General features: G+C 41.8%; 9 protein-coding genes and 4 pseudogenes. 9 read left to right on the forward strand and 4 right to left on the reverse strand.

The genetic code is table 11. The features are described 5' to 3' along the window. The first annotated feature begins 218 nt into the window (after positions 1–218). A complete protein-coding gene (gene ppk1 / locus NI469_RS04090; RefSeq protein ID WP_005264611.1) occupies positions 219–2297 on the forward strand; it encodes a polyphosphate kinase 1 in 2079 nt (692 codons plus the stop codon). Positions 2298–2313: 16 nt separating this feature from the next. Here the strand turns inward: ppk1 and NI469_RS15970 are convergent. Then, positions 2314–2403 (reverse strand): annotated as a pseudogene (locus NI469_RS15970) (IS982 family transposase); the annotation flags it as partial. Positions 2404–2503: 100 nt separating this feature from the next. On the opposite strand from NI469_RS15970, the pseudogene NI469_RS15905 reads away from it, so the two are divergent. Next, a pseudogene (locus tag NI469_RS15905) lies at positions 2504–2687 on the forward strand (hypothetical protein); the annotation flags it as partial. Between the two features lie 44 nt (positions 2688–2731). Here NI469_RS15905 and NI469_RS04100 read toward each other — a convergent pair. Both NI469_RS04100 and NI469_RS04105 read right to left on the reverse strand, forming a co-directional pair. Beyond that, positions 2732–4504, reverse strand: a complete 1773-nt coding sequence (locus tag NI469_RS04100) for an alkaline phosphatase D family protein (protein WP_005264608.1) — start codon at positions 4502–4504, stop codon at positions 2732–2734. 159 nt (positions 4505–4663) lie between these two features. Continuing rightward, positions 4664–4768 (reverse strand): annotated as a pseudogene (locus NI469_RS04105) (IS982 family transposase); the annotation flags it as partial. A gap of 208 nt (positions 4769–4976) precedes the next feature. On the opposite strand from NI469_RS04105, the gene NI469_RS04110 reads away from it, so the two are divergent. Together NI469_RS04110 and NI469_RS04115 are read left to right on the forward strand one after the other, a co-directional pair. After that, positions 4977–5204, forward strand: a complete 228-nt coding sequence (locus NI469_RS04110; RefSeq protein ID WP_005264607.1) for a hypothetical protein — start codon at positions 4977–4979, stop codon at positions 5202–5204. Between the two features lie 329 nt (positions 5205–5533). Then, positions 5534–5771 (forward strand): annotated as a pseudogene (locus NI469_RS04115) (VF530 family protein). 546 nt (positions 5772–6317) lie between these two features. On the opposite strand, the gene NI469_RS04120 reads toward NI469_RS04115, so the two are convergent. Continuing rightward, on the reverse strand, positions 6318–8018 hold the full coding sequence (locus NI469_RS04120; RefSeq protein WP_004280930.1) for an NAD-dependent malic enzyme: 1701 nt from the start codon (positions 8016–8018) through the stop codon (positions 6318–6320). Between the two features lie 293 nt (positions 8019–8311). Between NI469_RS04120 and NI469_RS04125 the strand changes: the two genes are divergently transcribed. The 5 genes from NI469_RS04125 to nusB all read left to right on the forward strand — a co-directional run bounded on the left by NI469_RS04125 (position 8312) and on the right by nusB (position 13588). After that, a complete protein-coding gene (locus tag NI469_RS04125) occupies positions 8312–9274 on the forward strand; it encodes an alpha/beta hydrolase (protein ID WP_174894076.1) in 963 nt (320 codons plus the stop codon). Positions 9275–9619: 345 nt separating this feature from the next. Next, on the forward strand, positions 9620–11131 hold the full coding sequence (gene exaC, locus NI469_RS04130) for an acetaldehyde dehydrogenase ExaC (RefSeq protein ID WP_253174467.1): 1512 nt from the start codon (positions 9620–9622) through the stop codon (positions 11129–11131). 398 nt (positions 11132–11529) lie between these two features. After that, complete coding sequence (gene ribBA / locus NI469_RS04135; RefSeq protein ID WP_004280927.1) at positions 11530–12645, forward strand: bifunctional 3,4-dihydroxy-2-butanone-4-phosphate synthase/GTP cyclohydrolase II; 1116 nt, start codon at positions 11530–11532, stop codon at positions 12643–12645. 18 nt (positions 12646–12663) lie between these two features. Beyond that, a complete protein-coding gene (ribH, locus tag NI469_RS04140) occupies positions 12664–13134 on the forward strand; it encodes a 6,7-dimethyl-8-ribityllumazine synthase (RefSeq protein WP_004280926.1) in 471 nt (156 codons plus the stop codon). A 4-nt stretch (positions 13135–13138) separates the two neighbouring features. Then, positions 13139–13588 (forward strand): transcription antitermination factor NusB, encoded by a 450-nt coding sequence (gene nusB, locus NI469_RS04145; protein ID WP_004280924.1) that lies wholly within the window; start codon positions 13139–13141, stop codon positions 13586–13588. Position 13589: the final 1 nt, after the last annotated feature.

Genomic DNA, 13589 nt, shown 5'->3' on the forward strand with positions numbered 1-13589 from the left:
TGAATATTACCCAGATGAAATAACTATACAGTACGATGTCATAAATATGTCATGAAACAGTCACAGAATGCTTAGTTGAATAAAGTTTAATTCTTAGCCTTTCTACAGAATTAGTCATTTTTTTATTTACGAAGAGTCAATTAACCTCTTTCAAAGGCTTTAAAGAATTTTCTATTAGCTTCCTTCAGCGCTGCAATCTGACTTTATAAGAGCCATAAATGACTACCTTAAATGTGTCTTCAAACTCTTCATCACATCCGTTAAAAAAGTATATAAATAGAGAGCTCTCACTATTTGAGTTTCATAAGCGGGTGTTGGCACAGGCGAAAGATACTGAATACCCTTTACTTGAACGATTAAATTTTTTAATTATTTTTTCAAGTAATCTGGATGAGTTTTTTGAAATACGAGTTGCCAGTTTAATGCAACAAATTGAACTTTCAGATCATGCTAGAGCTCGTCCAGATAACTCACTCCTCTCAGATATAGTCACCACCATTTCCAAACTTGCACACGAAGCTGTCGAAGAACAGTATAAAATACTTAATTATAATCTCTTACCACAACTGCAAGGACATGGTGTTCATTTCATTCAGTATGGTGACATCCTCGAAAAACATAAAGAATGGATTAAGGACTATTTCCATAATGAAGTTCGACCTGTGGTCACACCTATCAGTTTAGATCCAGCCCACCCCTTTCCTCGGCTAGTGAATAAAAGTCTAAATTTCATTGTAACCCTAGAAGGTAAAGATGCATTTGGACGAAAAATTGATTTGGCGATTGTTCCCGCACCACGATCATTACCTAGATTAGTAAAGTTACCTAAAAGTATTTCTGGCGAGGATGAACACTACATTCTACTTTCAGCCATTATTCAGCAACATCTTCATGAGTTATTTCCAGGGGTGACCACCACTGGATGTTATCAATTTCGGGTCACACGTAATGCAGATTTAACTATCTCAGAAGATGTTGAAGACTTAGCAATTGCCTTAAAAGATGAACTATCCTCACGGCGCTTTGGTCGGGCTGTAAGACTTGAGGTGACTAAAAATTGCCCTGAAAATATTATTGATTATTTACTTAGACAGTTTGATCTTAAGCAAGAGCAACTCTATCGTATTGACGGCCCGCTTAATCTGGCGCGCTTTATATCGAACTTCAATTTGCCAGAGTTACGTTTTCCTCCCCATGTACAAAAATTACCGAAAGTGTTGTATGGGAAAAAATCCATATTTGAGGTATTAAAAACCGGAGATGTTTTATTACATCACCCTTTTCACTCTTTCGCTCCGGTCATTAAGCTACTGAAAGAGGCAGCCCATGATCCACATGTGTTAGCCATAAAACAAACCCTTTATCGGAGTGGTGTACATTCTGAAATTGTGCAAGTTCTTGCTGAAGCGGCACGAAATGGTAAGGAAGTCACAGCAGTGATTGAATTACGTGCTCGCTTTGATGAAGAGTCAAATATCGAAGTTGCCAATCTATTACAAGAAGCTGGGGCGGTTGTTGTATATGGGATCGTTGGCTATAAAACCCACGCCAAAATGATTCTGATCGTGCGTCGTGAAATAGACAAAATTAAACGTTATGTTCATTTAGGCACAGGTAACTATCATGCAATGAATGCCAAAATCTATACTGATTATGGACTACTGACCAGTGATGCTGATATTTGTGAAGATGTCCATAAAGTCTTTCAGGAGCTCACGGGCATGGGGAAAATGGTCAAATTGAAAAAACTTTTTCATGCACCATTTACTCTGCATTCTCAATTGATTGAACTCATCGAAATTGAAACTGAAAATAGCAAAGCAGGCAAAAAAGCGCAGATTATTATTAAAGTAAATGCCTTAACTGAACCTCAACTAATTGATGCCCTATATAGAGCATCTCAAGCGGGTGTTCAAATCGATTTGATTGTCCGTTCAATTTGCTGCTTACGCCCACAAGTGAAAGGGCTTTCTGAAAATATTCGAGTCCGCTCAATTGTGGGACGTTTTTTAGAACATACCCGGGTTTATTATTTTTACCATCAGGGCGAAAACAAGCTTTATTGCGCCAGTGCAGATTGGATGGGGCGTAATTTATTCTCTCGTATCGAGACCTGTTTCCCAATCGAAGATAAAAAACTTCGTAAACAAATTCTGCAAGATGGCTTAATGAATTATCTTCAAGATAACCGCCGTGCATGGGAACTTCAAGCAGATGGAACGTGGATTCAATGTACACCAAGTTTGGATAAGCCCATGTATATCGCACAACAGCACTTATTAAACCATACATCTTAATTAACCCGAATCCTGTTTAAGCCACTGATTCTATAATTTGAATTTTTGGCTTATTTTGATGAGTGAGTTGATATGCACATAACGATGCGTAAATCCCCAGATTAAAATCCGCGGAATCAGGGACAAAGCCAAGCTCTTAATTCCTTGGGCCTTGGCTGCCATGATTTTTGTTCCCATTACATAAAATCTTTTTTTTAGGCTTATAAAAAACCTGCCTGCTACGACTAAAATTACGTTTTTATTCAAGCCATGATCCTCGGTATGCCGAACTAAAACAGCAATTAATTCACTTTGCCGGATTATATACGCGGCTACTAAAATATGAGCATCAGTATTGCAAATACGATCAAACATCTGGATATTGATAGCTATAGGGATGAAATGTTATAAAAAAATATCCGGGCATTGGCCCGGATATTTAAACTCTAAGCAGCTTAGGCAGTTTGCTTTAACGGTTTGATTTCATTTAATTCATGATCTAATTGAAGCTGATACGCACGGCTTTGATCAACCTGATAACTACGATTCTGGATGCTATCGATAAAAATCCAGTTCGCCTGTACCTGATCCGGGGTAAATGCAACACTCAAGTATCCGCGTTGATTCAAATTACAATAATTCAGCTCATCAATTAGCGTAGTAAATGCCATTTCAAATTCCTGTAACTGGGCTAAGGGAATCTGCAAATACTTCTCCATACCCGGTGATGAAACTGAACTGGTCGCTAGTTCTACCCCGACTGTACTGCCGGCTTGATCTCTCAAAGTGGAGTTCCAGGCATTATGGGTATCTCCTGCAAATACAATCAGTTTTTTATTCAGCTGTTTACAAGCCGTATAAATCACCTCACGCTCCACGACGTACCCATCCCAGGCATCAAGATTATAAGGCACAACAGTCAGTATTCTGGCTAATTCTGCCTTTGTCAAAGTTGGATCATTTTGCAGATAGCGTATTTTTAGGCCTACCAGTTCTGTCAGCATCTGACGCACTTGTAGCAACACATCTGCAGTGGCCTGACCACTGGTGATCTGCCCCAAAACAGCCAGAATTTCGGCCGGAATTAGCATCTTGCTCATCAGCACCTGCTGACCCAGCACATTCCAGACGGCATTCGATTGGCTGAGTTGTTTCAGTATCCATTCACGTTGTGTATGTCCTAACAAGGTACGCGTCGGATTGAGCAAATCTGTCTGAAATTTATTGGCATCTAGTCCTGTCGCGGTAAGATAGTCAGCATATTGCAATTGCTTGTTACGCGCCAAAATACGAGTATCCAGCATATTCAGCTGAACCAGATCACCAAAATTAAACTGGCGATAAATATTCAAATGATCTGTTTCAGACACTGGTCGAATCGGCATCCATTCAAAATAGGCCTGCAAAGCAGCCAGCTTACGTGCAAAAAAATCACCTTCTGAAACATCATGATTTTCCGCACCCTGCTCCCAGGTATCATTGGTCAGCTCATGATCATCCCAGACCACAATAAATGGATGGCGCTGATGTGCTGCTTGTAAGTCCGCATCAGTTCGATACAAGGCATAACGCTTGCGGTAGTCTTCCAGTTTAATGATTTCCTCAGCATTGTCTGCAGCCAGACCTCGGCCTAATGCTTCAGCCTGTTCAGTCGCATAACCACCCATCCCGTATTCATAAATGTAATCCCCTAAATGAATCACCACATCTAGGTCTTGCTTGGCAATTTCCTGATAGACATGAAAATATCCGGCTGGATAATTGGAACATGAACAAACGGCAAATTGCACCAGCTTGCTTTGTGTGGCTAAAGTTTTGGTTTGACCGACAGATGAATATACCGATGCACACTTAAAACGGTAAAAATAAGTTTGCCCTGCCGATAGACGATCCGCATCGACTTTAACCGTGAAATCTTGCGACCGACTGGTTTCAACTTGTCCTGTATTGATTATCTGACGAAAATCCTGATCGGCAGCAATTTCCCACTGTACCTGATAACGCAGGTTTTCATCTTCCGGACTTAAGCGTGTCCATAGAATTATCCGATCCTGTAAGGGATCACCACTGGCCACCCCATGTTTAAAAGCGACTTTAGGATGTGCCAGAGCTTGATCTGAAGCATCATCATCACTGCCACAAGCGGTCAAAGATATGGGTAAAGACAAAGCACCGAAGCCTGCAATGGAGGTCTTAAGCAGTTCACGTCTGGATATTTTTTTAGTCATAACAGCTTTCTATTGTGGGTTTTTTGTTCTTTTTTAATCCAGTTCGATGACATTAATATCTCTGAATTATGACATTTTTATGAAGCCTGATTTTTCCAAGTCCTAAATATACCAAATGACGATAAAACTAATTTCTGAGAGGCTGAGTTGGGCTATTCAAATTCTTATAGACTGATGACTTTATTTGAAAAATTTCCAATAAGTTGCTTCAAATTTCAGAAAGAAATCATCAATTACGCAGAATAATTCGGTACTATTGAACATCGGGGCTAAAGCTTTAGTTTGGTGTGGTAACTCAACTGATGGCTCTAATCCTCTTATTTTTCAAGTTTTTCTTATCCACAATTCGGGTTAACTAACCTGGGCTGATTACTCCATAAGCTATTAGCCCTTAAATGCGTTTTGTACTTTAATCTAATCTCAATAATTAAAGATTAGATTAAAAGAACCCAAAGTTAAATGGTTGAAAGATATGAGTGATATCAGCGTAAAAAAAGTCAATAAATTAATTGAAGAGTTTGAACAAGAAGGAAATAAGATAGACCGATTGGAAATAGGTTACAAAACATATGCAGCCTTGATGTTAGATAAGAAATTTGCTGATAAAGTCACAAAATCAAAAGAAGACCCTAAAGAGCGTCTTTATAAACAAATAAAAATTAAGCTGGTTACTGAAAAACATTATTTTAAGATCAGGTGAAATAATTTTCTTTCCTACGATAAAAAAAATCAGATTAACTCTGAACTAATGCAGTTCAGCTCTTACTCAGAATAATTCAAGTAAATTTATTTGAAATAAAACCTTAAAAGCATTATTTCACTCAATAAAGCCCCCATCAATCAGGAGGAAGCTCGTTTAAGCTTCCTCTTATAAAAATTGTGGGACAGCAGTGGCAGTCCAAAATATGATTATGTCTGCCTAGAATTTGGATAGCTATTCAGTCCATCATTATCTACATTCCAACTCTCTCTAGTTTTCTAACTAGCCCAAGTTATAATAATGGTCACCCAAAATACGATTGATCTATTATGAATACCTCCAATGATCATTTTACACGGTAAAAAACTTGCTGACATTTTGGATGAATTATTGGATTACTACGGTGGCTTTGAAGGTTTGAGTCGTAAAATTGAAATTAGATGTTTTTGCATAGACCCAAGTGTTAAATCATCATTGCGATTCTTGCGTACCACCCCATGGGCACGTGAAAAAGTAGAAAACTTATATTTGTATGTCTTACGCCAAAAGGCCAAACAGAAATCGTAGCAGTCAAAGCCCTAACCTCATCATAATATTATACCAAATAGTAAACCTCCCTTAGACAGAGAAATATATGTCGGTAATTATTGTTGATTACCAGATCATACTTAGTGACCAAAAATAAAAGTACCCCACCCTACTTTAAATTACACCACACAAAATAAAAACCCTATATAGCTGTTATATATAGGGTTTATTAAAATACCAATGAGGTTATTTAGTGTATTTTATGTCGGTGACTCTTGCCAAGGTTGGGGTCGGGAGTTCGAGTCTCCTTTCCCGCTCCAGATTCTAAAAAAGCTCTGATCGAAAGATCGGGGCTTTTTTTATGTTGATGTTATTTTTTTAAATGATCCTTTCATTTTTGTTTCACTCAATAACAAATTCTTAAAGTACTTTCTGATTTTATAACCAAGATGTGACCATGCCACCCCTACGACAATATAAAAAGCCCTCATCAAAAGATCAGGGCTTTTTATATTTCACCAACGCATCAGATAAACTCAAGCTAGCAAACCACTAGCCACAATACAGAGTCCATTTCCAATATAATTAAAAGGTAATTCGCTGATAGTTACGGTATTGCGGTGTCCAGAAATTACGTTCAATAGCCAACTGCAATTCTTCTACACTGACTTTCGGTGCTACCCCATCTTCAATCGCAGCAAGCGCCACTTTTAAGGCAATCTGCTTCGAAATCGACTGTAAACAATCCAGATTTGGCAATAAATCTGCCTGAGGATCTTTCAGTTTCGGAGAACAGTCCGCCAAGGCATTACTCGAGGCCATCAGCATATTATCCGTGACACGTTTTGCACCTGAAGCAACTACACCCAAACCAATGCCCGGAAAGATATAAGAGTTATTGCATTGTGAAATATGATGAATCTGCCCCTGATAATTCACTGGTGCAAATGGGCTACCCGTCGCAATCAACGCTTTGCCCTTGGTCCATTGCAAGATATCTGCCGGAACAGCTTCTACGCGGGAAGTCGGATTGGATAAAGGGAAAATAATCGGTTGCACACTGTTTTCAGCCATGGCTTCAATCACTTCCTGAGTGAATAGACCTGGCTGTCCAGATACGCCTATCAGTACCGTCGGTTTGGCACGCTTAACTACATCTAGCAGAGAAATCATGCTCTCAGCATCTGCCCAGCTTTCTACATTTTCAAGAGGCTGTGCCAGTTTGCGCTGGAAGTCCAGTAAATTCGGCTGATTTTCTGTGATCAGACCAAAGCGGTCGACCATAAACACGCGTGCACGCGCTTCAGCATCACTTAAACCCTCAGCAACCATTTGCTTAATGATCTGTTCTGCAATCCCGCAACCAGCTGAACCAGCACCCAGGAAAGTAACCACCTGATCTTTGAGCTGTTTACCTGCTGCACGCGAAGCAGCAATCAGGCTGCCGACAGACACTGCTGCGGTGCCCTGAATATCATCATTAAAACAACAGATTCGATCACGATATTTTTCCAGCAAAGGCATGGCATTTTTCTGTGCAAAGTCTTCAAACTGAATTAAGGCATCTGGCCAGCGCTGTTGAATCGCCCGAATCACCGTCTCGACAAAAGCATAGTATTCATCGCCGCTGATTCGTGGTTCACGCCAGCCCATATAAATCGGGTCATTTAACAACTGCTGATTATTGGTACCGACATCAAGAGTAATCGGTAAGGTATAGGCCGGACTGATCCCGCCACATGCGGTGTAGAGTGCCAGTTTTCCAATGGGAATCCCCATACCACCGATGCCTTGATCTCCAAGACCCAAAATGCGCTCACCATCTGTAATCACAATCACTTTCACGTTCTTTTTATTGATATTGTGAATAATCTGGTCGATCTGATCACGGTCAGGATAGGAAATAAAGATCCCACGATGACGGCGATAAATATCAGAAAAGCGCTGACATGCCTCACCCACAGTCGGGGTATAGATAATCGGCATCATCTCACTGAGGTGATTTTCAATCAGATGGTAAAACAGGGTCTCATTGGTATCCTGAATATTCCGCAAATAAATATGCTTGTTAATATCACTGCTAAAAGCACAATACTGCTGATAAGAACGCTGACTTTGTTCTTCAATCGTCTCGGTGACATGAGGAATCAAGCCATGCAAGTTAAAGCTTCTACGCTCTTCTTCAGAAAATGCAGAGCCTTTATTGAGTAGTGGGAGTTCTAGCAGAGTATTTCCAGCATAAGGAATATATAAAGGGCGTTTACTGTTCAAATTTTCTCTGGGCATTATTTAACTCATCTAATCAATCTTCGGCAGTTCTGCCAAAATAGTCACATCACTTTGTTTATTTTATATAGCTTAGCCTGATTTTAAGCTGTTAGGTCATTTAGCAAATTTATAATACTTGTAGCAGGATTTTATAATCTGATAACACTCATTTTCAGCCTAGGTTTTGGACGGTTTCTAAAATTAATCCCTATTCGTATTTTTAATTTAAATCGGCAGCAAGATCTGTTTGACAAAAAACCTCAGCTCATCAAGGATAAAGCATAAATTTAATAAGACCAACGAGTATAACAATGAGTGAACTGCAACCGCTTTATCAGCCCGATATTTTGGGGACAGGTTATGAGCAAGCGACCTTAAACTTTCCCGATGATTATGAGGGCAAAGTCGTAGCAACCCTGATCCGTAAAAAAGCAGCCCAACCTACAAAAAAAGCAGTTCTATATATTCACGGCTTTATCGATTATTTTTTTCAGACCGAAATGGCAGAGCGCTTTAATCAGCATGGTTTTGATTTTTATGCGCTGGATTTGAGAAAATACGGCCGTTCGATTCTGCCGCATCAAAAATATTATAACGTGTATGACCTTGCTGAATATGATGCAGAAATTACCCAGGCACTCGACATTATAGCAGCCGAGGGTCACGATGCTGCCCTGCTCTGTGGTCATTCTACCGGCGGCCTGACCACGACCTTGTATGCGGCACATCATCCGCAGCATTCTTTAATTAAAGCACTTTGGGTCAACAGTCCATTTTATGACTTCAATATGAATCCGATTAAACGTGCGCTTGGCATTCCGCAACTGAGCAGACTGGCCAAAATTTTTCCCAATCTTAAATTTCCAAGCGAGCTGAACAAGTGGTATGCCACCAGCCTGCATAAGGATTTAAAAGGCGAATGGGACTTCAGTCTGGACTGGAAAAAGACCCGCTATCCGATGGTTCGGATCAGTTTTATTCGTGCCATTCATGAGGCACAGAAAGAAATTCATCGCGGTGTTCAGCTCGATGTTCCGGTATTGATCATGCATTCGCATCAGACTTTATATCCTAAAAAATGGGGTAAAGCCGCACAGAGCAGCGATGTAATTTTAGGGATTAAAGACATTCAGAAATATGCCAAAAAAATTAAAGGCGATGTCACGGTTCAAAGTATCCGGAAGGGTTTACATGATCTGGTACTTTCAGAGCAATCTGTGCGTGAGCAGGTTTATCAGCAACTGTTTCAATGGCTGCATGACAAAGGGCTTTAGATAAACGTGGAAGGAGAAATGAAACTTACCCTCATTTCTCCTGCTTGGCTTCTTTTGAATCCTTATTAGGTTGGAATGTAATCAAGCACATTGAAAATATGCCAATCTTTCGATGTTTTATAAATGCTATAAGCCCTTGTTTTTAAATTTAAGGCTTGAAAATTTATAACTTTTATTCTTCTACTGCTTGTCTCCAAATATTGTCTTTTGTAGCAAGCCTGTAAACAAACAACCGCCCGTCTTTTTCCCTCTTTATAGTAGAGCTGAATGCAGAAGCGCCTATATTTTTTGATCGGCAACATGCGCTCGACCTGCACCACTAACAATCATATAAAGGAATAGATTATGCGTTATGCAGACCCCAATACTGACGGTTCAAAAATTCAATTTAAAGCACAATACGATAATTTCATTGGCGGCGAATGGGTCGCTCCGGTCAAAGGTGAATACTTTGACAATATCTCTCCGGTAGATGGCAAAGTCTTTACCAAAGTGCCGCGCTCTTCTGTAGAAGACATTGAGTTGGCACTTGATGCAGCACACAAAGCCAAGGAACAATGGAACCGGTCATCGCCGACCACCCGTTCCAATATCCTGCTAAAAATTGCAGATCGTCTGGAACAAAATCTGGAACTGCTGGCTGTGGCAGAAACCTGGGACAATGGCAAACCGGTCCGCGAAACACTGGCTGCCGATATTCCACTGGCCATTGATCATTTTCGTTATTTTGCCGGCTGTATTCGTGCGCAGGAAGGCGGCATTTCCGAAATTGATGAAGATACGATTGCCTACCATTTCCATGAACCGCTTGGTGTAGTCGGACAAATCATTCCCTGGAATTTCCCGATTCTGATGGCCGCCTGGAAACTGGCACCCGCCCTGGCTGCAGGCAACTGTATTGTGCTGAAACCTGCGGAACAGACTCCGGTCAGTATTCTGGTACTGGCTGAACTGATTCAGGACATTTTGCCACCAGGCGTATTGAATATCGTCAATGGCTACGGAGTCGAAGTTGGCCGTCCACTGGCGACCAATCCCCGTATTGCCAAGATTGCCTTTACCGGTTCAACCGCCGTCGGCCAAATGATCATGCAGTATGCAACTGAAAATATTATTCCGGTAACGCTGGAACTTGGCGGTAAATCACCGAATCTGTTCTTTGCTGACATTATGGATCAGGAAGACGATTATCTGGATAAAGCTCTGGAAGGCTTTGCCATGTTTGCCCTGAATCAAGGTGAAATCTGTACCTGTCCTTCCCGTGCCTTGGTACAGGAAAGTATTGCCGATGAATTTCTGGCGCGTGCAGTAGAGCGGGTGCAACGGATTAAGACTGGTCATCCGTTAGATACCGACACCATGATTGGTGCGCAAGCCTCACAGGAACAGCAGGACAAGATTCTGGGTTGTATTGCCACTGGCCGTGAAGAAGGCGCACAGATCCTGACCGGTGGTGAAGCACGTCATGAAGTGGGTCAAGGTTTCTATATTGAACCGACCATCTTTAAAGGCACCAATGACATGAAGACCTTCCAGGAAGAAATCTTCGGGCCTGTACTGGCTGTGACCACCTTTAAAGACTTTGATGATGCGATCAAGATCGCCAATGATACGATTTACGGACTCGGTGCCGGTGTCTGGTCGCGTTCGGCGCATACCTCCTACCGTGCTGGCCGTGCCATTCAGGCCGGCCGGGTCTGGACCAACTGTTATCACATTTACCCTGCGCATGCGGCTTTCGGCGGTTATAAAAAATCAGGCATTGGACGTGAGAATCACAGAATGATGCTGGATCACTATCAGCAAACCAAAAATCTTTTGGTGAGCTATTCGACCAAGCCTGCTGGTTTCTTCTAAACAACCTGATGATTAAAAGCGGACTTCGGTTCGCTTTTAACCTGATATTTTTTAAAATTTTAATACTAGGTAAAATTTTCCAGCATTGTTCGTCCAGAATTCCATTGAATGACTGACAATAAATTAAAATACTTTCTGAAAACGCCTTAATGTCTGGGCTTATGTTGATTTCACCTAAGTTTCTCATTTTTTATGCTTTTTAATTGCTCAAAAAACCTGAATAAAGCTCAGGCTTTCATTTAAAGTCGGCTTTTCATGTTTATCAAGACTGTGTATAACAATGAACTACTAGAGGGAAAGCAATAAGCATAGGCAAAATTGCGCAAAAAGCGTTAGACTATGTACCCAATAATGTCATGATTCGGTCTGATCAAGATCAAAAAAGAAGGTGAAGGTTGATGCCGCTCAATACTGTTGAAGAGCTTGTAGCAGATATCCGTGCAGGAAAAATGGTCATCCTGATGGATGATGAAGATCGTGAAAATGAAGGCGACTTAGTGATTGCTGCCACGCACGTACGTCCTGAAGACATCAACTTCATGATCACCCATGCACGTGGTCTGGTCTGCCTGACTTTAAGCAAAGAGCGTTGCCAGCAGTTGAATCTGCCTTTGATGGTCGATGCAAACGGTGCCCAGCATGGGACCAATTTCACCTTGTCGATTGAAGCGGCTGAAGGTATTTCTACCGGTATTTCTCCGGCTGAACGTGCCCATACAATTCAAACTGCTGTGGCTGCTCATGCCAAACCGGCCGATATTGTACAGCCAGGACATATCTTCCCGCTGATGGCGCAGCCAGGCGGTGTATTGCACCGTGCTGGACATACTGAGGCAGGTTGTGATCTTTCCCGTTTAGCAGGACTGGAACCGGCTTCTGTGATTTGTGAAATCATCAATGAAGATGGCACGATGGCGCGCCGTCCGGATCTGGAAGTGTTTGCTGAAAAGCATGGCCTGAAAATCGGGACGATCGCCGATCTGATTCATTACCGCATGACCAATGAACAGACGGTTGAGCGTATCGATCAGCAAAGTATTGAGACTGAATACGGCAGCTTTGACCTGTACCGCTATCGTGAACTGGGCAATCCGGATATCCATCTGGCCTTGGTCAAAGGTGAGCCTAAAGAGGGCGTGACCACGGTGCGTGTACATGGTTTTAACCCGACCCGCGACTTGCTCAAACTGAAAAAACAGGATGGCGAGCCGGCCTGGAACCTGGATCGCGCCCTGAAAGAAATTTCCAACAGTGATCGTGGTGTACTGGTCTGGATTGGTCAACGCCATTTACAGGATTTGGGTCCAGCATTAGATACCCTTAAAGCACCAAAAAATGTAAAATCAAATTCTGCACTGTCTCAGCAGTATCAGACCATTGGTGTGGGTGCACAAATTTTGCGTGATCTAGGCGTTGAAAAAATGAAGCTGCTCAGCTCTCCATTGCGTTTCAATGCCCTGTCAGGCTTTAACTTAGAAGTGGTGGAATACATCACCGCACAACAAACATCTTAAGAAATTATCGAGGTTGTTATGGCAGTTCGCCGTATTGAAGGTATGTTACATCTCGCGAACGAAGACCGTTATGCGATTTTAGTTGGTCGTTTTAACAGCTTTGTGGTTGAACATCTGTTAGAAGGTGCCATTGATACATTGAAACGTCATGGTGTATCAGAGGATAATATCACTGTTGTTCATGCACCTGGTGCCTGGGAACTTCCTGTAGTTGCGAAAAAACTGGCAGCTTCAGATCGTTTCGATGCCATCATCGCGCTTGGCGCCGTGATTCGTGGTAGCACGCCTCACTTCGATTTCGTTGCAGGCGAATGTGCCAAAGGTTTAGGCGTGGTTGGCCTGGACACTGGCTTACCTGTCATTAACGGTGTACTCACTACGGACAGTATTGAACAAGCGATTGAACGCTCTGGAACAAAAGCAGGCAATAAAGGTAGCGAAGCTGCCCTGACTGCGATTGAAATGGTTAACTTGTTAAAGGCTATTTAACGCTATGTCGCAAACACTTCAAGCAACTTATGCAGCAAAACGTAAAGCACGTCGCTTTGCTGTACAAGGAATTTATGAATGGCAAATGAGCCACAATCCGGTGCATGAGATTGAAGCACGTACGCGTGTGGAAAATGCCATGCACAAAGTGGATCTGAGCTATTATCATGAATTGTTGACTCAAGTGGTTGCCAATCATGAAGCATTGGATGCGCTCTTAATCCCGGTACTCGATCGCGAACTTTCTGCACTTGACGGTGTTGAACTTGCGACCCTTCGTCTTGGTGCATATGAACTTAAAGAACATCTTGAGATTCCATATCGCGTCGTTCTAGATGAAGCGATCGAGTTGGCTAAACATTTTGGCGGTGCCGATAGCCATAAATACATCAATGGTGTATTGGATCGTTTAGCGACAACTTTGCGTGCAGCAGAAAAACAGCAATCTAACTAAT

The organism is Acinetobacter lwoffii (assembly GCF_024129735.1).
In the GTDB taxonomy this organism is placed as follows: domain Bacteria; phylum Pseudomonadota; class Gammaproteobacteria; order Pseudomonadales; family Moraxellaceae; genus Acinetobacter; species Acinetobacter lwoffii_H.

Bases quoted from the DNA above. Each gene is read 5' to 3' on its own strand.
- NI469_RS04125 (WP_174894076.1), top strand. From the start codon at position 8,312: ATGAGTGAACTGCAACCGCTTTATCAGCCCGATATTTTGGGGACAGGT.
- NI469_RS04110 (WP_005264607.1), top strand. From the start codon at position 4,977: ATGAGTGATATCAGCGTAAAAAAAGTCAATAAATTAATTGAAGAGTTT.
- ppk1 (WP_005264611.1), top strand. From the start codon at position 219: ATGACTACCTTAAATGTGTCTTCAAACTCTTCATCACATCCGTTAAAA.
- NI469_RS04100 (WP_005264608.1), bottom strand. From the start codon at position 4,504: ATGACTAAAAAAATATCCAGACGTGAACTGCTTAAGACCTCCATTGCA.
- ribBA (WP_004280927.1), top strand. From the start codon at position 11,530: ATGCCGCTCAATACTGTTGAAGAGCTTGTAGCAGATATCCGTGCAGGA.
- NI469_RS04120 (WP_004280930.1), bottom strand. From the start codon at position 8,018: ATGCCCAGAGAAAATTTGAACAGTAAACGCCCTTTATATATTCCTTAT.
- exaC (WP_253174467.1), top strand. From the start codon at position 9,620: ATGCGTTATGCAGACCCCAATACTGACGGTTCAAAAATTCAATTTAAA.
- ribH (WP_004280926.1), top strand. From the start codon at position 12,664: ATGGCAGTTCGCCGTATTGAAGGTATGTTACATCTCGCGAACGAAGAC.
- nusB (WP_004280924.1), top strand. From the start codon at position 13,139: ATGTCGCAAACACTTCAAGCAACTTATGCAGCAAAACGTAAAGCACGT.